Source organism: Streptomyces sp. NPDC037083, assembly GCF_055606485.1.
The window spans coordinates 35503-58979 of record NZ_JBVJSQ010000009.1 but is presented as its reverse complement, the minus strand read 5'-3'; the positions used below and the strand labels follow the sequence as shown (position 1 = coordinate 58979).

At 73.0% G+C, this 23477-nt stretch carries 20 protein-coding genes; 12 read left to right on the top strand and 8 right to left on the bottom strand.

The features are described 5' to 3' along the window. Positions 1-54 precede the first annotated feature (54 nt). From ACZ7DE_RS23805 to ACZ7DE_RS23795, 3 genes are all read left to right on the top strand, one after another. The gene (locus tag ACZ7DE_RS23805) at positions 55-990 is read left to right on the top strand and encodes a M56 family metallopeptidase (protein ID WP_470764361.1); all 936 of its coding nucleotides are present in this window, start codon (positions 55-57) and stop codon (positions 988-990) included. Positions 991-1278: 288 nt separating this feature from the next. Beyond that, positions 1279-1950 (top strand): phosphatase PAP2 family protein, encoded by a 672-nt coding sequence (locus tag ACZ7DE_RS23800; RefSeq protein WP_470764359.1) that lies wholly within the window; start codon positions 1279-1281, stop codon positions 1948-1950. Between the two features lie 392 nt (positions 1951-2342). Further along, positions 2343-3017 (top strand): TetR/AcrR family transcriptional regulator, encoded by a 675-nt coding sequence (locus tag ACZ7DE_RS23795; RefSeq protein WP_470764357.1) that lies wholly within the window; start codon positions 2343-2345, stop codon positions 3015-3017. Here ACZ7DE_RS23795 and ACZ7DE_RS23790 read toward each other — a convergent pair. After that, on the bottom strand, positions 3005-4507 hold the full coding sequence (locus ACZ7DE_RS23790; protein ID WP_470764355.1) for an LVIVD repeat-containing protein: 1503 nt from the start codon (positions 4505-4507) through the stop codon (positions 3005-3007). The genes ACZ7DE_RS23795 and ACZ7DE_RS23790 overlap by 13 nt on opposite strands. Before the next feature lie 215 nt (positions 4508-4722). On the opposite strand from ACZ7DE_RS23790, the gene ACZ7DE_RS23785 reads away from it, so the two are divergent. Beyond that, positions 4723-5346: a DUF305 domain-containing protein gene (locus ACZ7DE_RS23785; RefSeq protein WP_470764353.1), complete on the top strand. Its 624-nt coding sequence runs from the start codon at positions 4723-4725 to the stop codon at positions 5344-5346. Positions 5347-5367: 21 nt separating this feature from the next. On the opposite strand, the gene ACZ7DE_RS23780 is transcribed toward ACZ7DE_RS23785, so the two are convergent. After that, entirely contained in the window at positions 5368-5880 is a 513-nt protein-coding gene (locus tag ACZ7DE_RS23780; protein WP_470764351.1) for a DUF6214 family protein, read from the bottom strand. A gap of 200 nt (positions 5881-6080) precedes the next feature. Here ACZ7DE_RS23780 and ACZ7DE_RS23775 point away from each other — a divergent pair, with 200 nt between their 5' ends. Beyond that, on the top strand, positions 6081-7448 hold the full coding sequence (locus tag ACZ7DE_RS23775) for an FAD-dependent oxidoreductase (RefSeq protein ID WP_470764343.1): 1368 nt from the start codon (positions 6081-6083) through the stop codon (positions 7446-7448). A 50-nt stretch (positions 7449-7498) separates the two neighbouring features. Here ACZ7DE_RS23775 and ACZ7DE_RS23770 read toward each other — a convergent pair whose 3' ends face one another. Continuing rightward, the gene (locus ACZ7DE_RS23770) at positions 7499-8791 is read right to left on the bottom strand and encodes an extracellular catalytic domain type 1 short-chain-length polyhydroxyalkanoate depolymerase (RefSeq protein ID WP_470764919.1); all 1293 of its coding nucleotides are present in this window, start codon (positions 8789-8791) and stop codon (positions 7499-7501) included. 649 nt (positions 8792-9440) lie between these two features. On the opposite strand from ACZ7DE_RS23770, the gene ACZ7DE_RS23765 reads away from it, so the two are divergent. Together ACZ7DE_RS23765 and ACZ7DE_RS23760 are read left to right on the top strand one after the other, a co-directional pair. Next, a complete protein-coding gene (locus tag ACZ7DE_RS23765; protein WP_470764320.1) occupies positions 9441-10418 on the top strand; it encodes a pectate lyase family protein in 978 nt (325 codons plus the stop codon). A gap of 158 nt (positions 10419-10576) precedes the next feature. Beyond that, positions 10577-11308, top strand: coding sequence for a pectate lyase (locus tag ACZ7DE_RS23760; RefSeq protein ID WP_470764318.1), 732 nt, complete (start codon positions 10577-10579; stop codon positions 11306-11308). A gap of 119 nt (positions 11309-11427) precedes the next feature. Here the strand turns inward: ACZ7DE_RS23760 and ACZ7DE_RS23755 are convergent, their stop codons facing one another. After that, positions 11428-12180: a PaaX family transcriptional regulator C-terminal domain-containing protein gene (locus tag ACZ7DE_RS23755; RefSeq protein ID WP_470764317.1), complete on the bottom strand. Its 753-nt coding sequence runs from the start codon at positions 12178-12180 to the stop codon at positions 11428-11430. A 73-nt stretch (positions 12181-12253) separates the two neighbouring features. On the opposite strand from ACZ7DE_RS23755, the gene ACZ7DE_RS23750 reads away from it, so the two are divergent. Beyond that, positions 12254-14041, top strand: coding sequence for an acyl-CoA dehydrogenase family protein (locus ACZ7DE_RS23750; RefSeq protein WP_470764315.1), 1788 nt, complete (start codon positions 12254-12256; stop codon positions 14039-14041). Between the two features lie 475 nt (positions 14042-14516). Here the strand turns inward: ACZ7DE_RS23750 and ACZ7DE_RS23745 are convergent, their stop codons facing one another. After that, entirely contained in the window at positions 14517-15098 is a 582-nt protein-coding gene (locus ACZ7DE_RS23745; protein ID WP_470764313.1) for an Rv1733c family protein, read from the bottom strand. Positions 15099-15311: 213 nt separating this feature from the next. Here ACZ7DE_RS23745 and ACZ7DE_RS23740 point away from each other — a divergent pair, with 213 nt between their 5' ends. Next, positions 15312-16463, top strand: coding sequence for a WD40/YVTN/BNR-like repeat-containing protein (locus ACZ7DE_RS23740; protein ID WP_470764311.1), 1152 nt, complete (start codon positions 15312-15314; stop codon positions 16461-16463). 241 nt (positions 16464-16704) lie between these two features. Here the strand turns inward: ACZ7DE_RS23740 and ACZ7DE_RS23735 are convergent, their stop codons facing one another. Continuing rightward, the gene (locus ACZ7DE_RS23735) at positions 16705-17382 is read right to left on the bottom strand and encodes a uracil-DNA glycosylase (protein WP_470764309.1); all 678 of its coding nucleotides are present in this window, start codon (positions 17380-17382) and stop codon (positions 16705-16707) included. 334 nt (positions 17383-17716) lie between these two features. Between ACZ7DE_RS23735 and ACZ7DE_RS23730 the strand changes: the two genes are divergently transcribed. Both ACZ7DE_RS23730 and ACZ7DE_RS23725 read left to right on the top strand, forming a co-directional pair. Then, positions 17717-18718, top strand: coding sequence for an N-acetylglucosamine kinase (locus tag ACZ7DE_RS23730; protein WP_470764307.1), 1002 nt, complete (start codon positions 17717-17719; stop codon positions 18716-18718). 188 nt (positions 18719-18906) lie between these two features. After that, positions 18907-19830 carry a sirohydrochlorin chelatase gene (locus tag ACZ7DE_RS23725; RefSeq protein WP_470764305.1) on the top strand — a complete coding sequence of 308 codons (924 nt, stop codon included), beginning with the start codon at positions 18907-18909 and terminating at the stop codon, positions 19828-19830. A gap of 119 nt (positions 19831-19949) precedes the next feature. Here the strand turns inward: ACZ7DE_RS23725 and ACZ7DE_RS23720 are convergent, their stop codons facing one another. Together ACZ7DE_RS23720 and ACZ7DE_RS23715 are read right to left on the bottom strand one after the other, a co-directional pair. Beyond that, positions 19950-20990: a lactonase family protein gene (locus ACZ7DE_RS23720; RefSeq protein ID WP_470764304.1), complete on the bottom strand. Its 1041-nt coding sequence runs from the start codon at positions 20988-20990 to the stop codon at positions 19950-19952. A 120-nt stretch (positions 20991-21110) separates the two neighbouring features. After that, on the bottom strand, positions 21111-22622 hold the full coding sequence (locus ACZ7DE_RS23715; protein WP_470764302.1) for an FUSC family protein: 1512 nt from the start codon (positions 22620-22622) through the stop codon (positions 21111-21113). 296 nt (positions 22623-22918) lie between these two features. Here ACZ7DE_RS23715 and ACZ7DE_RS23710 point away from each other — a divergent pair, with 296 nt between their 5' ends. Continuing rightward, a complete protein-coding gene (locus ACZ7DE_RS23710) occupies positions 22919-23395 on the top strand; it encodes an Lrp/AsnC family transcriptional regulator (protein WP_470764300.1) in 477 nt (158 codons plus the stop codon). Positions 23396-23477: the final 82 nt, after the last annotated feature.

The window sequence follows — 23477 nt, the reverse complement described above, 5'->3', positions numbered from 1 at the left end:
TTCGCCGCGAGAAGCCGTACCTCTGAGCGGCATGCCGCTCATAGGGTGCTGCTCATGATGGTCCCCGCGGTCCTGCTGCTGTTCGGCGCCCTGACCGCCGTGGCCGCCCCCCGGCTGATCGCCCGGGCCGACTGGCCGGACCGCGAACCGGTGGTCGCCCTGTGGGCGTGGCAGTGCGCGGTGGCCACGATCCTGTTGTGCTGTGCGCTGTCGATGACGCTCAGCGCGGCGGCGGCCTGGCAGGCGGTGCGCGGGCACGTCTTCGCACCCGCCCCACGGGCGGTCATGGAGGCGTACGGGCCGGGGTCGAGCGGCCCCTGGGCCGCTGCGACCGCGGTGGCGCTGGCGTGCGGCGGACTGTGGAGCGGGGCGATGCTCGTCCGGGAGGTCGTGCACAGTCGCGCCCGCCACCGCTCCCGGAGCGCCGAACTGCGGTTGCGTGCACCCTTGCTGCCGGGCGAGGGGGGTGCTTCCGGCCGGCTGCTGGTGCTGGAGGGCGAGCAGCCCGACGCCTGGTGGCTGGGGGGTGCCGCGCCCCAACTGGTCGTCACCACGGCCGCCTTGCGACGCCTGAACGGACGTCAGCTCGATGCCGTGCTCGCCCACGAGCAGGGGCACGTCCAGGCGCGCCACGACTGGCTGCTGCACTGCTCGACGGCACTGGCCACCGGATTCCCGCAGGTGCCGGTGTTCGCCGCGTTCCGCGACGAGATGCACCGCCTCGTCGAGCTGTCCGCCGACGACATGGCCTCGCGCCGTTTCGGCCGGCTGACGACCGCGCTCGCGCTGGTGGAACTCAACGAGGACCGCGGTGTGTTCGGCCCCTCCCCCGCTCCGCAGGCCCATGTCCCCCAGCGCGTGCGCCGGTTGCTCACTCCGGCCGACCGGCTCAGCGCGGCCCGCAGGCTGCGGCTGACGGCGGCGGCCTCGCTGGTCCCGGCGATCCCGGTGCTGGTGACCCTGGTGCCCGGCCTGCGCGCACTGGGCTGACTCCCGCCGCACTCAACACCCGCGGCCCGATCGGCCCCGCGCCGCCGGGAGGGTCAAGTCAGCTCGCATCAGCGGGGGTTGACTCACGGTTGTTGCCTCCGCGCGGGCAGGCAGGCAGGCAGGCAGGGCGAGCCTGCGGCGGCGCGTCCGGGCGAGTCCGGGCAGCCGCCGACCGCGCGGCCGCAGGGTGGACGGGATCCCGGCCCGCCGCACGGGCCCGCCGTCCCAGGGGCACGGGCACACCCCCCGGGTTCGCCTCGGACACCCCTGGTCGGCGAGGATCGGTGCATGCACAACCCGCCCGTCGACTCCCCCACCCGTCCCGCGGCCCTGCGCACGGCCGTCCGCGTCGCCCTGGTCCTGGGCCTGTGCTCCGTCGTCCTCCTCGTCCTGGTCGCGGCCGAGTGGCACCCCCTGATCTCCGCCGACGGCGACGTCTCCCGCACCACCCACCGTTGGGCCGTCGCCGACCCCGACGTCACCCAGGCCTGCCGCATCCTCACCGACTGGGTGTGGGACCCGTTGACCATGCGTCTGTTGGGCGCGGCGGTCGCCGTGTGGCTGGTGTGGCGGCGCGCGGCCTGGTGGACCGCCGGCTGGCTGGTGGCCGCCGCGGCTGTGGGCACGCTGGTCCAGCAGGGGCTCAAGGCCGGGGTGGGCCGTGCCCGTCCGGTCTGGCCCGACCCCGTGGACTCGGCCCACTTTGCGGCCTATCCCTCCGGACACGCCCTGACCGCCACGGTGGTGTCAGGCCTCCTGCTGTGGCTGCTGCACCGGCACGGAGCCGGCCGCGTCCTGTGGCGTGCGGCGGTGACGGTCGCGGCGGTCTCGGTGGTGGGCGTGGGACTGACCAGGATCTGGCTGGGCGTGCACTGGCCCTCGGACGTCCTGGGCGGCTGGCTGCTCGGGGGGACCCTGGTGGCGCTGGCGATCGCGGCCCACCTGCGATGGCGGCCGTGACCGAGCCGGAGCGACGGTAGGGCGGGCCGCCTCAGCGCACGCCACGCCATGGTGAGGACGCGGTCGGGCGCGCGGGCGCGTGCCTCCGCCTCCTGTGCGACGGCGGGCTCACGCTCGTCCGGAGGCGGTGCACTTCGTGGACCATCCGCTGGCGGCGGAACGCCCGACCGGTCTCCGACCGGTGCCGGGACTGCGGGCCGGCTCGGCGGGAAGCCGGGTCACATCCCCGCCGACGGTAGCCTCAGGACACCATCGGGGCGAAGAAACGCGCCCACTCTGGACGATCCCCCGCGTCGCCCAGAGCAGGCGTCGGCCCGGCGCGCTCCAATCGGAGCCGACCGGGACGTCCTGAGTATAGTTGGCTGGCAGCCAGTCAACGCAGGAGTTACAGGATGTCCCCGCGCAGCGCCTCGGTCAATGAAGAATTGCGGCGGCGTTCCCGGGAACGGCTCCTGCAGGCGGCGGTCGAGCTCGTGAGCGAGCGCGGGTACGAGGCGACGACGCTCGGCGACATCGCGGACCGGGCGGGCACGGCACGCGGTCTGGTGTCGTACTACTTCCCCGGCAAGCGCCGACTGGTGCAGTCGGCCGTGCACCGGCTGATGCACCGCACCCTGGAAGAGGCGCTGGAGCGCGAGCCGCACACCGAGGACGGCCGGGAGCGGATGGCGCGGGCCATCGACGCGATCATGGGGCTGGCCCGGGACCGTACGGTGCTGATGCGCCAGCACATGGCGGGGCTGCTGCAGGCCGAGGGCTTCGTGCAGTGTCCGGAGCAGCAGCGGCTGGCCGAACTGTTGCGGGACACCGCCGCGCGGCACGGCTCGCAGGACGTCGACCACGACTACCCGATGCTGCGTTCACAGCTGATGGGGGCGGTCTACTCCATGGTGCTGCCGAACCTGCCCCTGCCGCTCACCAGACTGCGCGCCGACCTGTTCGCGCGCTACCGCCTCGACTGGGAGCAGGGTGTCCCGCCGGACGCCGAGGCGCCCGGCGGGACGTGTGACAGCGATCTGTCGCGGTTCTTCGCGACGGACCCGCCGGCCGGGGATCAGTCGAAGTAGTCCGGCTGGGTCTGGACGTTGAGCTCGCGCAGGTGCACGCGCTTCGCCGGGTCCGTACGCCGGTCGCTGAGCTTGAGCACGTCGAAGCCCTTGGCGATGTCGTTCGAGTAGATGTAGCCGTTGTAGTAGTACGCCGACCACGAGCCGCCGGTCTGCAGGCCCGTGGTGCTCAGCGGGCCGCGCTCGAAGTAGGCGATCTCCTTCGGGTTCGCGGAGTCGGTGAAGTCCCAGACGGAGACGCCGCCCTGGTACCAGGCCTGGACCATGAGATCCTTGCCCTTGACCGGGATCAGCGAGCCGTTGTGGGCGACGCAGTTCTCGGTGTCCGCCTGGTGGCGGGGGATCTTGTAGTAGCCGCGGAAGACGAGTTTGCGCTTGTCGCCCTTGCCGACGATGTCGTAGATGCCGTCAGCACCGCGGTTCGGGCCGGTCGCCGCGTTGCAGGTGGCCGCGCTGCCGCCGCCCAGCTCATCGGTGAAGACGACCTTGTCGGCCTTCTGGTTGAAGGTCGCCGAGTGCCAGAACGCGAAGTTGACGTTGTCCTGCACCTGGTCGATGACCTTCGGGTGCTCCGGGTCCTTGATGGAGAACAGGATGCCGTCGCCCATGCAGGCGCCGGCCGCCAGGTCCTTGTCCGGCAGCACGGTGATGTCGTGGCAGCCGGTGGTCTTGGACACGCCGGGGTTGGTCGGACCGCCGGGGTTGCCGCCGCCGTCCGGGCCCTCGCCCGGGAACAGGACGGGGAAGCCCACGACCGCCGCCTGCTCGGGAGCCTTGCGCGGCACCTTGATGACCGAGATGCCGTCGTGCGGGGGCTGGCAGTCGGGGTAGGCGGCGTTGGGCGAGTACGAGGAGACGTAGATGTAGACGTTCTTGCGCTCGGGCACCAGGGTGTGGGTGTGCGAGCCGCAGGCGGTCTCCACGGCGGCGACGTACTTCGGGTTCGCCTTGTCGCTGATGTCGAAGACCTTCATGCCCTCCCAGGAGGACTTCTCGGTCACCGGCTGGGTGGTGCTGTTGCAACTGCTGTCGCTGCGCGAGGAGTCGGTCGACAGGAAGAGCAGGTCGCCCGAGACGGAGACGTCGTTCTGCGAGCCCGGGCAGAGCACCTGGGCCACGGTCCTGGGCGCCTTCGGGTTGCTGATGTCGAAGATGCGGAAGCCGTCGTAGTTGCCGGCGAAGGCGTACCTGCCCTGGAAGGCCAGGTCCGAGTTGGTGGCGGGCAGCGCTTCCTTGGGGACGTTCGCCAAGTGCTCGATGTTGGCGGAGTGGACGATCTCGTCCTGCCCGGGTATCTCGCCGTCGGCGATCGCCGCGGCCGCCTCGGCCCTGGCGCCTTGCGAGACCTCCTGCTCCACGGCGGGACCGTCCCCCGGGTCGGGGGTCGCGGCCGCCGGGACCGACGTCAGGAGTGCGGCGAGGAGACCGGCACACGCCGCGGCGACTCCCAGCCGTCTGCGTCGTGTTCGAGGATCGTTCAACAGGGTCACTGCATCCTCCCTTGTCGCCGTTCACGGGGAACGGTTCACGGTGCTCCGAAGTATCGTCTTCATCATGCACATATCAAAGGCTGGCAACGCACTCGTCATGAATCCTTGCGTGCAGCCGCAGGTTCGATAGTGCGTCCAGCGGTGCAAAGATCCAGTCGGGGACCGACTCGTCCCCGACTCGCCTGCTCCAGGAGGTCGTTGTGCTGGTCCGCCGCGTGCCCCTCGTCTCAGCCTCACTGCTGCTGGTGCTCGCCCTCGCGGGCTGCGACTCCGGACCGGACGCCAAGTCGAGTGCGCACGGCGGCCCTTCGGTGATCGTGCCGGGCAAGCCGGGCGAGCCGAACCGGACCCTCTCCGCCCAGGACGCCGCCGGCGGGCGCGCCGACGACGACACACCCAACTCGGCCGACGTGTCGTACGCGCAGATGATGATCGAGCACCACGCCCAGGCCCTGGACATGACCGAACTCGTCCCCGACCGCGCCCGGTCGGCCGACGTCCAGCGGCTCGCCCTGCGCATCTCCGCGGCCCAGGGGCCGGAGATCGAGGCCATGAAGGGATGGCTGACGACGCACGGCGAGAAGACGACGCGCGGCGGGCACGAGCACACCGTGATGCCCGGGATGGCGACCGAGGCGCAGCTGACCGAGTTGCGCGCGGCGCGCGGCAAGGCCTTCGACGCGCTCTTCCTCACCCTGATGATCACCCACCACGAGGGCGCGCTCACCATGGCCGCCGACGTCAAGGCCGAGGGAAACAACGTGCAGATCGAGGAGATGGCGGACGACGTGATCGCGCAGCAGACGAGCGAGATCACGCGGATGCGCGCGATGCTGTGACGCCCGGCGAGAGCGTCCAGGTCAGCGGCGCGCGTGGCGCGGTGTCAGATATCCCGCGTCCCGCGCCTGCGCGATGAGCCGCAGCGACCTGCGCCGGCTGTGCCCCGTCGCGCACATGACCGCGAGAACGGGGTCCGCGCCCTCTTCCTGGGCCGCGAGGTACTCCTGCGCCACCAGCCACCGCCCCTCGGCGCCGCGCGGCCAGGCCGGTCGGGCTCGTCGGCTGTCGAGCGGCCCGCCCGCGTCCTCCTCGGCCGTCGCGGCCGTCGTGGCCGCCTCGTCGTGCACGTCCTCGGCTTCGAGGCCGCCCGTGTCGCACCGCTCGAACAGCGGGCCCTCGATCCAGTCCGCGAGCACCGTCAGATCGGCGAGGGACAGGGCCGGCCGGGCCCGGACGTCCTCGATGGAGACATGGCCGCCGCAGACGACGGCCAGCAGTTCGACGCGCGCCCCGTCGGGGAACGCCAGCCGGACCTGGAACCAGGAAGTGGCGCCTCCGCCCTCCCGGACCTCCCACGCCGGCCACACGGACACCGTGCCGTCCTCGGCGGAACGATCAGAAAGATTAAGAAACGATGCTTCTAGCACACACGCAACGTAACCTCATGATCACTTTCCATAAGAACTGACACGCGCGCACGGTGAGCGCACTGCACCCTGTCAGCGGAGCGGCACCGGTGCGATGCTGGAGACACCAGCGCTCTCCTCCGTACCCCGGGGTAAGGAGTTCCACCGTGCTGCGTGTCGCCGTCGTCGGCTCAGGGCCGAGTGGGGTCTACACCGCCCAGAGCCTGGTCCAGCAGGACCCGGAGGTGCTCGTGGACGTCCTGGACCGGCTGCCGTGCCCCTACGGGCTCGTGCGGTACGGCGTCGCTCCGGACCACGAGAAGATCAAGTCCCTGCAGCACAGCCTGCGCACGGTCCTCGAGCACGAGCGGGTGCGTTTCCTCGGCGGGGTCCGGATCGGCGCGGACGGGGTGCCTGTGGCGCGGCTGCGCGAGCTGTACCACGCCGTCGTGTACTGCGTGGGCGCCGCGGCCGACCGCCACCTGGGCGTCCCTGGCGAGGAACTGCCCGGCAGCTGGTCGGCGACGGAGTTCGTGTCCTGGTACAGCGCGCACCCGGACGCCGCCGCCGGCGAGTTCCTGCGGCAGGTCCGTTCGGCCGTGGTGGTCGGCGTGGGAAACGTGGCGGTGGACGTCACCCGGATCCTGGCCCGGGGCGCGGCGGAGCTGAGCCCCACCGACATGCCCGAAGCGGCCCTGAGCGCGCTGTCGGCGAGCGGGGTCACCGAGGTCCACATGGTGGGGCGGCGCGGCCCGTCCCAGGCCCGCTTCACCACCAAGGAACTGCGCGAGCTGGGCACGCTGCCCGACACCGAGGTCGTCGTGGACGGGGCGGAGCTGGCGCTGGATCCGGCCTACGGCGACCCTTCCGGGCTGCCTGCGGCGCAGCGCCGCAACGTCGAGGTGCTGCGCGCCTGGTCGGCGGCGCCGGCCCGCGGTGCCCGGCGGCGGATCCGGCTCCGGTTCTTCCTGCGGCCCGTCGAACTGCTCGCCGACCAGGGGCGGCTGGGCGCGGTGCGCTTCGAGCGGACGGCTCCGGACGGGCGCGGCGGGGTCACGGGCACCGGCCGGTACGAGGACGTCGAGGCGCAACTGGCGCTGCGGTCGGTGGGGTATCGGGGGGTGCCCGTCGAGGGGCTGCCGTTCGACGCGGAGCGGGGCACCGTGCCGCATCTCGCCGGGCGGGTGCTGCGCGAGGGCGCGGTCGCGCCGGGCGAGTACGTGGCCGGCTGGATCAAGCGGGGTCCGACCGGCGTGATCGGCACCAACCGGCCGTGCGCGAAGGAGACGGCGACGTCCCTGCTTGAGGACGCTCCCCTCCTCGCGCGGCGCCCGTTGCCCGAGGATCCTCTCGGACCGTTGCGGGCCGCCGGGGCCGAGCCCGTCGAGTGGGCGGGATGGCTGGCGATCGAACGGGCCGAGGCGGCGCTGGGAGCCTCGCTGGGGCGGGGCGTGGTGAAGCTGCCGGACTGGGCGGCGTTGCGGGCCGCGGCCGCGTCGGCGGACCTGCCGGGTTCGGCCGGCCGGCGGTCCTGATCCCTGGCTGTCCCGGTGGGCGGCCGGTCGCCCCGGCCGCCCACAACGGCTCAACCGGTGGTGCAGGGGGCGCCGTTGAGGGTGAAGGCGCCGGGTGGCGTGCTGTTGCCGGTGTGGTTCGCCTGGTAGCCGATGGTGATGCTCGCGTTCGGCGCGATCGTGGAGTTGTACTCCATGTTGGTGGCCGTCACCGCACCTGAGGCCGGGCTGTAGGAAGCGCCCCAGCCATTGGTGATCGTCTGTCCGGAGGGCAGGGTGAAGCCCAGCTTCCAGCCGTCGGTCGCGGCGGTACCGGTGTTGGTGAGGGTCACGGATCCGGTCAGGCCGGTGCTCCAGGCGCTGGTGGACGCCGTCACCCTGCAGGCGCCGGGCACCGGCTCGGGCTCGGGCTCGGGTGCGGGAGCGGAGCCGTCGAGGCCGAAGAACTTGAGGACGCGGGCGCCCATGCCGTTGCTGTACACGTTGTGGCCGACGCCCTGCAGGCTGATGGCCTCGACGGGCGCCCGGTCACCGGTGCCGCCGTAGCGGGTGCGGGTCCAGCCGGACTGGGGCGAGTCGGTGGCGGCCGGGGTCTGACCGACGCCGTGCACGTTCGTCCACTGCTTGATCTGCTCCCCGAAGTTCGGGTAGCGCAGCGTGTCGTCCTGGGTGCCGTGCCACACCTGCATCCGCGGCCGCTTGCCGGTGTAGCCGGGGTAGGCGTTGCGCACCAGGTTGCCCCACTCCTGCGGAGTGTGCAGGACGGTGCCGCCGGCGCATGCGCTGTTCCACTCGGAGCCGTTGGTGGTCGCGAAGCAGCCGAACGGGACGCCCGCGAACGCGGCGCCGGCCGCGAACACGTCGGGGTAGTCGCCGAGCAGGACGTTGGTCATCATCGCGCCGGAGGAGATGCCCGTGACGAAGATCCGGCCGGTGTCGGCGGAGTAGGTGCGGGTGGTCCAGTCGATCATCGACTTGATGCCGACGGGGTCGCTGCCGCCGCCGCGCTTCAGCGCCTGGGGCGAGGAGACGTCGAAGCACTTGCTGCTACGGGTGACGGACGGGTAGACCACGATGAACCCGTACCGGTCGGCCAGCCGGGCGTACTCGGTGCCGTTGTACATGGCGGGGCCGGAGCCCGTGCAGTAGTGCACGGCCACCAGGATCGCAGGGCGCGCGGTGACGTTCGCCGGCACGTACACGTACATCTGCAGATTGCTGGGGTTCGTGCCGAAGCCGGTGACCTCGGTGAGGGTGGCGGCGGGGACCGCCGCCGGCGCCTCGGCGCGGGCGGTGGCGGCGGGTGCGGACAGGAGGGTGGCCGCGAGTAACGGCACCAGCGCCGCGAAGAGCGCCAGGAGCACCGAACGCGGCGACCTCCTCACCGGTATGGAGCTGCGGGGGGTGGTGGTGAACACGTTCTGTCCCTTCTCGGTAGCGGCTCGGGGGACGTCGTACGGGAGGTGCGTGAGCGGGGCGATGACGCGGCGTGCCGTCGGTCCGGGGTGACGGGCGCGACCGCCACGCGCACAGCGGAGCTGGGGAAGCGGTGCGGACAGGGGCCCGGGAAGCGGCCCGGTCCGGTCGGGCGTCGTCGCCGTCGCCGTGGCGGGGCCCCGTGCACGGACCGGCCCGGCCCAGGAGACCGGCAGCGGCGCCGGCCCGGCGACGGACGTGCGCGTGCGTGGAGTCGGCATCGACTCGCCCTCTCGTCGGTGCGCGTGAAGGGAAGCGTCCGCATCGCATGGTGGCATGCGCATGCCTGCCATGGAAGCGCTCCCACACCACGTCTCCGTCCGGCCGCGCCGGTTGGCCGGGAGCCGTCCGGGGTGGCCGGATGCGTTCTGCGCAAAGCGTTGACCAGAAAGCGCTTGCCCCTTACGTTCCGTTCAGCAGTGTGACCGAGCCGATCGAACTACCCCACAGAGCGTCTGTCTGCTCGTGCACGGCGTTCAGCATGGCGCACATCATTCACGTACCTGGACCCTTTCCTTCCGAAGGGACGCACCCGCAATGCGCACAGGCCCCCCACGTACACACGCGCAAAGGTCCGCACTCGTCGCGGCGGCCGCCGCTCTCGCCACGACGGCGGTCGTGGCCCTCCCCCGGCCGGCCGGCGCCGCCGAGAGCGCCCCGATCGGGTTCGGCGCGGGGACCACCGGCGGCGGCAGCGCCACCGCGGTCACCGTCTCGACCCTGGCCGCCTTCAGAACGGCGGTGACCGGCAGCACCGCGAAGGTCGTGAGGGTCAACGGCCTCATCCCGTTGAGCGGTCAGGTCGACATCGGGTCCAACACCACGGTCCTCGGCGTCGGTTCGTCGTCCGGGTTCACCGGGGGCGGGCTCCGGTTGAAGAAGGTCACCAACGTCGTCGTCCGCCACCTGAACATCAGCAAGCCGCTGAAGCCGGCGGACGGGATCGAGGTCCAGGCCTCGACCAAGGTGTGGATCGACCACAACTCCTTCTCGGCCGACCGCGATCACGACAAGGACCACTACGACGGCCTGCTGGACGTCAACCACGCCTCGGACCACGTGACGGTCTCGTGGAACACCTTCAAGGACCACTACAAGGGCTCGCTCGTCGGCCACAGCGACAACAACGCCGGCGAGGACACCGGCCACTTGAGGGTGACGTACCACCACAACCACTTCAGTGACGTCTACTCGCGCATCCCCAGCCTGCGCTTCGGCACCGGCCACTTCTACGACAACTACGTCGTCGGGGCCGAGACGGCCGTCCACTCGCGCATGGGCGCGCAGATGCTCGTCGAGAACAACGTCTTCCGCTCGACGCCGGTCGCGGTCACGACGAACCGCGACAGCGACGTGGACGGCTACGCGAACCTGACCGGCAACGACCTCGGCGGGGCCGCTGTCGAGGTGTCGCGGGTCGGGACGTTCACCAAGCCGCCCTACGGCTACACCGCCGAGCCCGCCTCGTCCGTCATCGCCTCGGTGACGTCCGGCGCGGGCGCCGGAAAGCTCTGACCGTCCGGAGCACTCTCCCCATCCCCCGTCCCCCATCCGGAAGAAGGCATCGGGACATGGCTTCACCAGCACCTTCGTCAGCAACCTGGCACAGTCGCCGACGCCCCCTCGGGCGCGTCCTCACCGTCGGGCCGACCGCCGTCGGCCTCACGATTGGCATGATCATGACCACCGGGGCGCTCACCCCCGCGAGCGCGGCCACCTGGCCCACCCCCACTAGCAGCAAGGCGGTGACCGCGACCATCAAGGTCTCCGGCACCAAGGACTACGGGATGCAGCGCCTCTACGGCAGCGGCGACCTCGGCAGCGGCGGCCAGAACGAGGGCCAGGACCCGATCCTGGAACTCGCCGCCGGAGCCGTTCTGAAGAACGTGATCATCGGCTCGCCCGCCGCCGACGGCATCCACTGCCTGGGCAGCTGCACGCTGCAGAACGTCTGGTGGGAGGACGTCGGCGAGGACGCGGCGACCTTCCTGGGCTCCTCGTCGTCCAACGTCTACACCGTCTCCGGCGGCGGGGCGAAAGAAGCCAGTGACAAGGTGTTCCAGTTCAACGGGGCCGGAACGCTGAACGTCTCCAACTTCGCCGTGAAGAACTTCGGGACGTTCGTGCGCAGTTGCGGCAACTGCAAGAGCGGCCAGTACAAGCGCACGATCAACCTCAACACCATCGAGGCGACGTACAAGGGCGGCCGGCTCGTCGGCATCAACACCAACTACGGCGACAGCGCGACCCTGAGGAAGATCACCATCGTCGGGGACAGCAGCAAGAAGATCGTCCCGTGCCAGAAGTACATCGGCAACAACACCGGCGCGGAGCCGCCCAAGAACGGCGCGGACGCCGACGGCACCTACTGCAGGTACTCGTCCTCCGACATCACCTACAGGTAGGCCCCCGGTTCCCCCACGGTGAGAAGGCGGCCGTTCGAAGCGTCCCCCGCACGGCGCTTCGCACGGCCGCCGCAACCGGCGCTCCGCGCCGGCCGTCACGGTGACAGCGGCTACCGCGGCTACGGCCGCGGGCCCAGCACCGCCGCGGAGAGCTCCTGCCGGTAGCCGTCGTACAGCGTGCGCAACGCCGCACCGGGCCAGTCGGCGGGGAGGAGGGCGGCGGGCAGCACCGGGTCGGCGAGCAGATGCCGTACGACCGCGGCGAGGGCCGTGAAACGGTCGGCGGGCAGCCGCGCCGCCTCGACGTGCGCCATCAGGGCCCGGGCCGTCCGCGCCCAGGCGTCGAGCGGCCACAGGCTCCCGGCCAGGTCGCGGGCGGGCGCTTGGGGGCGGGTGGTGAAACGCTGGAGGACCTCGCCCAGGTCCGCGGGCCAGGGCCGGCCCAGGTTCGCGGGCCGCAGCCAGACGCCCTCACGCAGCTCGGCGAGCCTGAGGACGCTCAGCCGGCTGCGCAGTTCGGCACGTTCGGCGGGGCTCCGGCCGGTAGCGGTGATCACCGACATCTCCCAGTCGCCGTCCCACGCGCGCGTGTCGGGGTGCACGGCGTCGTCCTGCCGCCGCTGCCGCTCCAGCAGCCGGTCGCTGAGCCGGTAGACGCCGTCCGTCCGGCGCAGGTCGCCGGCCGCCACCATCCGGCTCAGCGCGGCCCGGACCGTCGAGCCGCCCACGCCGAACGGTTCCACCCCGCGCACCAGGTCCTTCGCCGCCAGCTCGGGCGGATGCGCGCCCAGCAGCAGACTCAGGACCACCGACCGCGCGGACAGCGGGGGCAGGTCGACCTCGCCGGGCTGCTCCGACACGTTGATCCGCATGAGGACGTACTGTACGTGCGCCCCGGATATTGCACTATTGCTACAACCGTAGACAGAGTGCAACATGGTCGGCATGGCCCCGACACTCACGCAGTCCCAGCCCCAGCCCCAGCCCCAATCCGGCTCCGGCTCCGGCTCCCGGGAGCAGAGTCACGCTCCGTCCCAGGCTCAGGCTCAGGCTCAGGCTCAGACCCAGGCCGAGCCGCTCGCGCCGGTCACGTCGTACGTCACCCACGAGGTCACCAATCAGCCCCCGCCCCTGGCCCCCTACGACGCCTCCGAGGACGCCGCGCTGCTGGAGGGGCTGCGCCGGGAGGGCGCCGGATGGGCGGAGCCGGACGTCCGCCGGATCGGTCGGCTCGCCGGCGGCGTCGAGGCGCAGGAGTGGAGCGACCTGGCCAACCGGCACGAACCCGTCCTGCGCACGCACGACCGATACGGCCACCGGGTCGACGAGGTCGACTTCCACCCGAGCTGGCACGAGCTGATGCGGGTCGCGGTCGCCGAGGGACAGGCGGGCGCGCCCTGGGCGGACCACCGGCCCGGCGCCCATGTGGCGCGCACGGCGGGCGGTCTGGCCTGGGGCCACACGGAGGCCGGGCACGGCTGCCCCACGTCGATGACCTACGCGGCCGTCCCCGCCCTGCGCCGCCAGCCCGAGCTCGCCGCGGTCTACGAACCGCTGCTGACCAGCCGGGAGTACGACCCGGGACTGCGGGTGCCGGCTCAGAAGCGCGGGCTGCTCGCCGGCATGGGGATGACCGAGAAACAGGGCGGCTCCGACGTCCGGACGAACACGACGACGGCCGCGCCCACGGCGGAGCCCGGGATGTACACCCTGCGCGGGCACAAGTGGTTCACGTCGGCGCCGATGTGCGATGTGTTCCTGGTGCTGGCGCAGGCGCCCGGTGGCCTGTCCTGCTTCCTCGTGCCGCGGGTGCTGCCCGACGGCGTCCGCAACACGTTCCGCGTCCAGCGGCTCAAGGACAAGCTGGGCAACCGCTCCAACGCGTCCTCCGAGCCGGAGTTCGACGGGACCGTGGCCTGGCTGGTCGGGCCCGAGGGCCAGGGCGTGAAGACCATCATCGAGATGGTCAACTGCACACGGCTGGACTGCGTGATGATGTCGGCGGCGCTGATGCGCAAGACGCTCGTCGAGGCGGGACACCATGTGCGCCACCGCAGCGCCTTCGGGGCGCGGCTGCTCGACCAGCCCCTGATGCGCAATGTCCTGGCCGACCTGGTGCTCGAGTCCGAGGCCGCGACCACCCTCACGCTGCGCCTGGCAGGAGCGGCCGACCGGGCCGTGCGCGCAGACGACGACCAGGGAACCGAACGGGCCTTCCGGCGGATCGCCACCGCCGTCGGCAAGTACTGGGTGACCAAGCGGGGTCCGGCCTTCACCGCGGAGGCCCTGGAATGCCTGGGCGGCAACGGCTACGTCGAGGACTCGGGCATGCCGCGGCACTACCGCGAGGCGCCGCTGCTGTCGATCTGGGAGGGCTCGGGCAACGTCAACGCCCTCGACGTGCTGCGGGCGTTGACCCGGGAGCCGGCCACCGCGGACGCGTTCTTCGCCGAACTCGCCCTGGCCCAGGGGGCGGACGCCCGGCTGGACGCGGCCGTCGCGCGACTGAGGTCCGGGCTCGCCACGGCGACACCGTCCGGCGCCCGCCGGCTGGTGGAGCAGATGGCCCTCGCTCTCCAGGCCTCCCTGTTGGTGCGGCACGCCCCGACCGCCGTCGCCGACGCCTTCTGCGCCACCCGGCTGGACGGCGACTGGGGCCACGCCTTCGGCACGCTCCCGGACGGCGCCGACCTCGACGGGATCCTCGAGCGCGGCCTTCCCGCCCCGAGCTGACCGGCGCACAGACAAGCCACGACCTTGCGCGGGCGAGAACCCGCAGAGGCTGCGCCCGAGGGGACGAGAGGACGGGGGGACGACGGGACGACGGAAGGGGGACATGGAAGGCACGTGGGCGGAGGACTTCCAGGGCGCGCAGGCGGAGGCCTGCGCAGCACGGAGGCGGACGGTTCCAAAGTGCGCAGGCGGACGCTTCCGCAGTGCTTAGCCCGGAGGGCGGGCGCAGCACGGAGGCGGACGGCTTCCGCAGTGCGGAGCCGGAAGGTTCCGGAGCGCGCGCGGAGCCGGAAGGTTCCGGAGCGCGCGCGGAGCCGGAAGGTTCCGGAGCGCGCGCGGAGCACGCCCGGCGCGCAGGACCGGCGGGCCGGGGACGCGCCGGGGCGTGAAGCGCAGCCTCGCCCCTGCAGGTACAGGTACTGCTACTGCTACTGCTACTGCTACAGCTACAGCTACAGCTACAAGTACAGGCCGGTCAGCTCGTCGGGCGGCCCCGGAGCGCGTCGAAACGGGCCCAGTCGGTGTCCCACTGTTCCACGCGCCGGCGTTCCAGCCGGCCCCGCAGGACGCGTCCGCCGGCGAGGGGCAGGCTCGCCGCGCCGACTCCGGCCAGGCCGCCCACCAGGGAGGCGCGCAGTCTGGCCTGCGACGCGCTGGCGGGCTCGGTCACCAGTCGGCCCTGCGGGTCCGTCCAGACGGTGACCGGGGTGCCGGCGGCGCTGCCGGGGCCGACCCGGACCTGGCCGGCGTGCCTGGAGCCGTCCGGCCCGGTCCAGCCCACCTTCGCCCACACCTGGTCGCCGCTGGAGGAGCCGCTCGGCGCGGGCTTGCCCGGAGCCTGCTCGGTCAGCCGCCCCACGAGGGGCCGCCACTCGAGGCGTTCCCGCGCCAGACCGTGTTCGACCGAACCCGCGGTCGCCGACCCCGCAAGCACCCCGGCGAGGACGGTCAGCGCCCACACGCCGAGCACGACCCAGGACTCCACCGTGTCGGCGCGACGCTTGAGCGGGTTGCGCCGCCAACGCCACAGCCACACCCTCGGACCACGGAACGCCATCGAAGGCTGCCTCCTCATGAGCACATGAACATCCCGGCCGCCCTCCCATACGGGGCGGGCGGGCCCGATGCTCAGGCGAGTCCCCCGTCCCGACGGTCCCATGGGCCCCGGCGCCCGCGCAGGCGTCCCGGGGAAAGTGGCCGATGTCATGCGGTGACGACCCGCCGCCCCGGCCGTGACCTGCGGCGACGGCGTTTCCGGAGGTGACTGTCAGTGGCGGGGTGCAGACTGGCCGGTGTCTGGGACAAGGACGTCGAAGTCACCGCGGAGGTGATCGGCATGACCGAGGTACTGCTCGCCGTCGGCACGCGCAAAGGCCTGTTCATCGGGCGTCGGCGTGGCAGCTCATGGGAGTTCGACGAAACCCCCTACTTCAACGCACAGGCGATCTACTCGGTCGCCGTCGACACCCGCGGCGACCGCCCGCGGCTGCTGGCCGGCGGCGACAGCGCGCACTGGGGGCCGTCGGTGTTCCACTCCGACGACCTCGGCCGGACCTGGACCGAACCGGCCAGCCCGGCCGTCAGGTTCCCGCAGGACACCAATGCTTCGCTGGAGCGGGTGTGGCAGCTGCACCCGGCGGCGGCCGAGCCGGACGTGGTGTACGCGGGCACGGAGCCGGCCGCGCTGTACCGCTCGGAGGACCGCGGGGAGAGCTTCGAACTGGTCCGCCCGCTGTGGGAGCACCCCACCCGCTCGAAGTGGGTGCCGGGCGGTGGCGGAGAGGGCCTGCACACGGTCCTCACCGACAAGCGCGACCCGCGGGCGGTGACCGTGGCGGTGTCGACGGCAGGGGTGTTCCGCACGACCGACGGGGGCGGGAGCTGGGAGCCCTCCAACTCCGGGGTCTCGGCGGTGTTCCTGCCGGACCCGAACCCGGAGTTCGGCCAGTGCGTGCACAAGATCGCCAGAGACGCGGCGGACCCGGACCGCCTCTACCTCCAGAACCACTGGGGGGTGTACCGCAGCGACGACTCGGGCGGACACTGGACCGACATCGGCGCCGGTCTGCCCTCCACCTTCGGTTTCGCCGTCGCCGCCCACCCGGCCCGCGGGGAGACCGCGTACGTGTTCCCGATCAACGCCGACGCCGACCGGGTGCCCGCCGGTCACCGGTGCCGGGTCTTCCGTACGGCGGACGCCGGCAAGAGCTGGGAGCCGCTCACCGCGGGCCTGCCGCAGGAGGACCACTACGGCACGGTCCTGCGCGACGCGCTGTGCACTGACGACGCGGACCCGGCGGGCGTGTACTTCGGCAACCGCAACGGCGAGGTGTTCGCCTCCGCCGACGACGGCGACAGCTGGCGGCAGTTGGCCTCGCACCTGCCCGACGTGCTGTGCGTGCGGGCCGCGGTGGTCGGATAGGGCGGCCCGGGCACGGCCGGCGCCCGTCCGGCCCGGCCCCGGCCCTCCGGTGCGTCGGGTCTTCCTTCCTGGTCCCGGCAACGCTGCCGCACGGCGTGCGCGCGCCTCGGCCCGCGCGGTCCGCCGTCAGGCCGAGGCGGGTGCTGTGCCGTGCGTGAGACGCCTGGCCCGGCTCTTCGGCCTGCTCCTCACCCCGCCCGGCAGCGCGACGCCGAGCGAGGGGACGCATCTGTGGCTGTGCTCAGGGCAGTTGCCAGTCCACCGGCTGGGCGCCCTGTCCGACCAACAGGTCGTTCGCCCTGCTGAAGGGCCGTGAACCGAAGAAGCCACGGTCCGCCGACATCGGGGACGGATGGGCGGACTCGATCGCGGGAAGGTCCCCGAGCAGCGGCCGCAGATTGCGGGCGTCCCTGCCCCACAGCACCGACACCAGCGGCTTGCCGCGGGCCACCAGCGCCCGGATCGCCTGCTCGGTTACCTCCTCCCAGCCCTTGCCGCGATGCGCGGCCGGCTTGCGGGGCGCCGTCGTCAACGCCCTGTTGAGGAGCAGCACGCCCTGCTCGGTCCACGGCGTCAGATCGCCGTTCGAGGGCCGGGGCAGACCGAGGTCCGTATGGAGCTCCCGGAAGATGTTCTCCAGGCTTCCCGGCAACGAACGCACCTGCGGCGAGACCGCGAAGCTCAACCCGATCGCCATCCCCGGCGTGGGGTAGGGATCCTGGCCGACGATCAGGACGCGGACGTCGTCGAAGGGCTGCTGGAAGGCGCGCAGGACGTTCGCCCCGGCCGGCAGGTAGGTCCGGCCCGCAGCTATCTCGGCGCGGAGGAAGTCGCCCATGGCGGCGATGCGTTCGGCCACGGGGTCGAGGGCCTTCGCCCAGCCCGCTTCGACAAGTTCATGCAGAGGTCGTGGTGCCACGGCGCGTCACTCTACTGGCACGCAACGGCACGCCGCATACGAGGGAAGCCGGGGCTCCGAGGGCCGCCCCCGGGCCCGCTAGTCTCCTCCTCGTCCAGGTCCGCGAACCGATCGCCCCGGATCGCGCGGTCGGCCGCCCGCAACGAGGGGAACGTGTCGCATCCGGTGATCAAACCGCTCCGCCGAGGCCGCCCCGCAGGCCTGCCCCTCGTCCCGGTCCCTCGGCCGGACGGACGACCCAACGATCGGCCCGACACTCGACCGCGCACTCGGCCGGACACTCGGACGACCCGCACAGTCGGCAGGGCTCCCCGTCGGCGGACCGGCCGCTGCCGTGACCGCCGACACCGGTCCGGGCGCCGGCGCCGTGACCGGCTCCGGCATCCTCGCCGTGGACTCCGGCGGTTCCGGGCTGCGGGTCGCGCTGGGAACCGCCGAGCAGGGCGCCCTGGGCCGGCGCACGTCGCCGGTGCCCGTACGCACCGGCGGACGGGGCATCGACCCGGGTGACCTGCTGACGCAACTGGCACCCCTGGTGAGGGCGTTGACGGCCGAGACGGGCGCTCCGCCGCCGGTCACGGCCGTCGTGGGCGCGGCAGGGCTCGGCACATTGGGCGACGCGCTGCGCGCCGAGCTCCCGGTCGCCCTGGCGAGGGAGTTCGGTGTCCGTACGACGGCCCTCGTCGCCGACGCCGTCGCCGCCTATGCCGGGGCGCTCGGTTCACGGCCGGGGGCCGTGGTGGCCGCCGGCACCGGGCTGATCGCGATCGGAACGGACCTGACGGCGTGGCAGCGCGCGGACGGCTGGGGGCATCTGCTGGGCGATTGCGGGAGCGGCGCCTGGATCGGGCGGGCCGGGCTGGAAGCCGCCCTGCGCGCGTACGACGGGCGTCCCGGCGGCTCGGCCGTACTGCTGGCCCGCGCCGAGGAGCGGTTCGGCCCGATGACCGGGCTCCCCGGGCTGCTCTACCCGCGCTCCGACCGCCCGGCCGTCCTCGCCTCGTTCGCGCCGCGGGTGGCCTCCTGCGCCCAGGACGATCCGGTCGCCGCCGGCATCCTGCGAGCGGCGGCCCGGCACATGGCGGAGTCGGCCGCCGCGGTGTGCCCGCCCGGCGGAGAGCCGCGGATCGCCCTCACCGGCGGCCTGTTCGCCATCGGCGCTCCCCTTGTCGTGCCCGTGGAGGAGGAGCTGACCGTGCGGCTGCCGCACGCCCGGCTGGTGCCCGCCGAGGGCGACCCGCTGGACGGGGCCGTGCGGATCGCCGTCGCCCTGGCGACGGACACGTTCACGCTGCCGTACCAGGAAACACTGCTCTCGGTGGTGCGCCACGCGTAATGCGTCACGCGCAGCGAACGTACGTCACACCCCAAAAGGGTGATTACTCTCTCCGCGGGCAAGTCGCCCGGAAAACACGCTGATCACTTCTGATCCGTACGTAACTCATCAGACAAAACCGGACGGATACCGCTCACGTGCACCCTCCCCGAACAGGGGAGCCCAAGAAGCCAGTAACATGCCACGCCATGAGCTCCCCCACTGGGCCCGCGTCCGGCCTGCCAGTACGAATGCCGCGACCTCGCCAGCCCGGGCGGCACCGCCGACCCGAGCCTCTGGCGGCTCCCGAGGGCGCGCCCGCGCTCGTCCTCGCGGTGCCGGGCACGCCTGGCCCGGCCACCCGCGGCCTCGCCGAGGAGATCGTGAGCATCGCCCGCTCCGAGCTCCCCGGCCTCGACGCGCGCATCGGTTACCTCGACGGGGACGACACCGAATTCCCCACCCTGCAGTCCGTGCTCGCGTACGCCGCCGACGAGCGCACCGCGCGCTTCGAGCAGGCCCGTGCCGCCGGTCTGGACGTCAAGGAGCCCGACGGCCCGGTCGCCGTCGTCGTGCCGTTGCTGGCCGGCCCCGACAGCGCGCTGCTGCGCCAGGTCCGCCAGGCCGTCATGGAGAGCCGCATCGCGGCCGAGCTGACCGATGTGCTGGGCCCGCACCCGCTGCTCGCCGAGGCGCTGCACGTGCGGCTGTCCGAGGCGGGTCTGGCCCGCGCGGACCGTGCCCGGCTGTTCACCGTGGCGACGGCCGCGGACGGCATCATCCTGGCTTCCGTGGGCGGCGAGGAGGCCGTGCAGGCCGCCGGGATCACCGGCATGCTGCTCGCCGCTCGCCTCGCCGTGCCGGTCATGGCCGCCGCTCTCGACCAGGAGGGTTCCATCGCCTCCGTCGCCGAGCAGTTGCGCTCCTCCGGCTCGCAGCAGCTGGCGCTGGCGCCGTACCTGATCGGTCCCGAGATCGACGCCACGCTGATCGCGGAGGCGGCCCGCGAGGCCGACTGCCCCGCCGCCGAGGCGCTCGGCCCGTACCCGGCCATCGGCAAGCTCGCGCTGGGCAAGTACACGACGGCCCTCGGCATCGCCCCGCCGCAGCCGCAGGGCGCGCCGGTCCGTTGACCCAGCCGTTAGGACGCCATGAGTGGCGAAGGGCCCGCTCCGGGTGAGGAGCGGGCCCTTCGCGCGATGTGGCACGAGGCCATGTCCCACGACTCGAAGTCGCACGACGGCCGGACGGGTCAGCCGAGGACCACGCAGGACGCCGCGGGGACCTCGATCGAGCCGCCGCGCCGGGGCAGCCCGGTCGCCGGGTCCAGGGTGAACCAGGTGACGTCGCCGGAGCGCTCGTTCGCGACGTAGAGGAAGCCGCCGCACTCGGCGACGGCCCGGGGCCAGTGCCCGGCGCTGGGCACCGTGCCGACCAGCCGCAGCGCCTCCCCGTCGCCCTCCACGGCGAACACGGAGAGCACGTCCTCGCCCCGGGTCGCCGTCCATACGAACCGGCCGTCGGGCGAGACGACGAGGCCCGAGGGATAGGCGTCCCCGGCCGGGGCGCCGGGCAGTACGGCGGCCTCGGCCAGCGGCTTCAGCGAGCCGTCCGCGGCGTCCCAGCGGCACACGGTGACGGTCGGGGTCAGTTCGTTGACCACGTAGGCGTACCGGCCGTGCGGGTGGAAGGCCAGATGGCGCGGGCCGGAGCCGGGGCGCAGCGCGTGCTCCCGGTGCACGACGGGGCTGCCGTCGCGCAGGGCGCACACCCGCACGGAGTCCGTGCCCAGGTCGACGCTGACCGCCCAGCGGCCGCTGGGGTCGGGCTGCACCTGGTGGGCGTGCGGGCCCTGCTGGCGTCTCGTGTGCGGGCCGGAGCCGGTGTGCCGCAGCACGCCGGAGGCGACGCGGGCGAGGGTGCCGTCCGGGCGGAGCGGGACGGCGGTGACGCTGCCGGAGCCGTAGTTGGCGGTGAGGACGTAGCCGTCGAACACGCTGAGGTGGGTGGGCCCGCTGCCGCCGACCGGTACCGGCGGGCCCTGCTGTTCCGGCACGTCGCCGGTCACCCGGTAGGCGGCCACGGCGCCGTCCGCCGTCTCGCTGACCGCGTACAGCGTCCCGCCGGAGGCCGACAGGGCCAGGTAGGAGGGGTCCGGGACACCGTTCACGCTGCTCAGGACGGTCAGCGCACCACTGGCCGGATCCACCTCGGCCGCCACGATCCCGGGTCCTCCCGCCGCTGTGAACGAGCCGATGAACGCCCGCCGTCGCCTTCCGCCGAGGTCTGCCACCGCTGTCCCCTTCCGGGTCGCCGCTGCCGCTGCTGACGCTGCCGCTGCGGGTGACGGTAGCAGTCGATCACCAGCGGTCTAGACCAGCCACGCTCACTCGTCCGGGCGGCGCGCGGTCGGTCAGGCGCCCACGGGGGCTCGGTCGGCACGGCGAAGGGGCACGGCGAGTTCCAGGAGGGCCTGTTCCAGGGCGTGCAGGTGGGCCAGCATCGGCTCGGCCGGGGCGCCGTGCGGCACGGAGGCGGCCGGCGCGAGGCGACGCCCGCCGTCGGCCGGCGGCGCCGTGAGCGCCTCGACCGCGGCCTCCACGCGCCAGCAGGCGGCGACGAGCCGGGTGTCGTGCGACGCCTCGGGGTCCGCCGCGACGCGGGCCAGACCGCGCACCTCGCGGGCGCAGTCGTCGAGCAGCGCGAGCACCCGCCGGGCCCGGTCCTTGCGCGCCCGCAGAGGGCTGAACGGATGGACCAGCGGCGCGAGCGACAGGCGGACCCGGGCGAGGATCTGCTCCAGCTCGGCCACCCGCAGGGCAGGGTCCGCCGTCGGGGAACCCGCGAGCCGGGCGGCGGCCTCGGCGGTGCAGGCGTGCACACAGCGCAACGCGCGCTCCACCCAGGCGTCGGTGACGGAGTGCGTGGTCACCGGGAGCACCAGCAGCACCGCCAGCACGGCCCCCAGCGCCCCCACGGCCGTCTCGGTCACGCGCAGGGCGAGCAGGGCGGGATCGAGCAGGCCGAGCAGGCCGTACAGGGCGCCCGCGAGGACCGTGACGGCGAGCATCATCCAGGTGTAAGAGACGGCGGCCGAGTAGAAGATCCCGAAGACGCTCACGGCCACGATCACGGCGGTCGCCACCGGCTCCCCGTGCAGGGGCACGGTCACGACCAGGCCCAGCACGATCCCGATGACGGTTCCGAGGAAGCGCCTGAAGCCGCGTACGAGCGTCTCACCGCGTGAGGCGGTGTTCACGAACACCCACCAGGTGGCGCCCACGGCCCAGTACCAGCGCTGGTCGGACAGCGCCTGCCCGGCGACGAGGGCGAGGGCCGCGGCCACGGTCGCCTGGACCGCCTGGCGGTTGGTGATCCGCGCGAGCCCGGTGCCGCCGGTCGGCGGGGCGACGGCCACCGGCGCGGGCGTGCGCCGCTCGTAGCACCACAGCCCGAACCGCACCGCGGACGCGGCTCCCAGCGACAGCAGGACCGCCGCGTACAGCTGCGGCAGCAGGCCCGGGACGGTGTGCAGGAACTGCGCGGCGAAGAAGGTCATGAACGCGAACACCCCGAGCGCATGACCTCGCGGGCCCCAGCGCCGGGCGTGGACCCCGGCCCCCACGATGGCGAGGAAGGCCAGGTCACGAGCGACGGGCTGGTCGTGCAGGAAGGCCGCGAGCGCGAGCACCGGCAGCCCGACGACCGGGAGCAGCACGGTCGTCACGGCCTGCCCGCGCACGGTGGCGTCGGTCACCGTGAACAGGGCGAGGAGCGCGGCGAGACCGCCGGTGACGACCGCCGCCAGCGACTGCCCGGCCAGTCCGCACGAGACGACGGCGAGCCCGATGCCGAGCACGGCCCGGGCGGCGAACCGCAGTCGCACCCGCCCCGGATCCGGTGCCACGAACGCCCTCTTCAGCAAGCTGCCCGCCCCTTTCCCCACCCTGATGTTCCGCGCCGTGCGGCACGGCGCGTGACGACATGAGAAAGGCGCCGCGGAGTCCGCAGCGCCATCGACCCGGCCATCTCACCATCCGGCGGGCCTCTGGTTCAACAGAGGCCGCTGGGACTGGTCCATTGGCCCATCCCGATCACGTTTCTCCTTGCCGTCAGTCGGCCAACGGCCCACCGCTGCGCCACCGGCCCGGGTGAGCCCGGCTCCGGCAGGCCATGGGTACAGTCGGCGCTGATCAGGTACGCGCGAGGAGGCTCGGCAGCATGGCCGTGGACGAGTTGGACACCCGCATCCTGCGTCTGTTGCTGGAGCGGCCGCGGACGAGCCTGCGGGAGTACGCCCGCCTTCTCGGCGTCGCACGCGGCACCCTGCAGGCCCGCCTGGACCGGCTGGAGCGCGACGGCGTGATCACCGGCACGGGCCCGTCGCTCTCCCCCGCCGCACTGGGCCACCCGGTGCTCGCGTTCGTGCACATCGAGGTCACCCAGGGCCACCTCGACGACGTGGGCGACGCGCTGGCCGCCGTACCGGAGATCGTGGAGGCGTTCTCCATCACCGGCGGCGGCGACCTCGTCACCCGGGTCGTGGCGCGCGACAACGAGCATCTGGAGGATGTGATCCAGAAGCTCATCAGCCTGCCCGGCGTGGTCCGCACCCGCACCGAGGTGGCGCTGCGCGAGCGGGTGCCGTACCGGCTGCTGCCGCTGGTGGAGTCGATCGGGCGGACCGTCGCGAGGTAGCGGCCCCGTCCGCAACTTTCGTTCCCGCCCGGACCGTTGACGCCGCTGTCCGCCCCCTCTAACGTCTGGTCGACCTTCCGCA

Coding starts and splice junctions, on each gene's coding strand:
- ACZ7DE_RS23805 (WP_470764361.1), top strand. CDS start 55: ATGATGGTCCCCGCGGTCCTGCTGCTGTTCGGCGCCCTGACCGCCGTG.
- ACZ7DE_RS23750 (WP_470764315.1), top strand. CDS start 12,254: ATGGCCCCGACACTCACGCAGTCCCAGCCCCAGCCCCAGCCCCAATCC.
- ACZ7DE_RS23755 (WP_470764317.1), bottom strand. CDS start 12,180: ATGCGGATCAACGTGTCGGAGCAGCCCGGCGAGGTCGACCTGCCCCCG.
- ACZ7DE_RS23765 (WP_470764320.1), top strand. CDS start 9,441: ATGCGCACAGGCCCCCCACGTACACACGCGCAAAGGTCCGCACTCGTC.
- ACZ7DE_RS23745 (WP_470764313.1), bottom strand. CDS start 15,098: ATGGCGTTCCGTGGTCCGAGGGTGTGGCTGTGGCGTTGGCGGCGCAAC.
- ACZ7DE_RS23795 (WP_470764357.1), top strand. CDS start 2,343: ATGTCCCCGCGCAGCGCCTCGGTCAATGAAGAATTGCGGCGGCGTTCC.
- ACZ7DE_RS23725 (WP_470764305.1), top strand. CDS start 18,907: ATGAGCTCCCCCACTGGGCCCGCGTCCGGCCTGCCAGTACGAATGCCG.
- ACZ7DE_RS23760 (WP_470764318.1), top strand. CDS start 10,577: ATGATCATGACCACCGGGGCGCTCACCCCCGCGAGCGCGGCCACCTGG.
- ACZ7DE_RS23710 (WP_470764300.1), top strand. CDS start 22,919: ATGGCCGTGGACGAGTTGGACACCCGCATCCTGCGTCTGTTGCTGGAG.
- ACZ7DE_RS23800 (WP_470764359.1), top strand. CDS start 1,279: ATGCACAACCCGCCCGTCGACTCCCCCACCCGTCCCGCGGCCCTGCGC.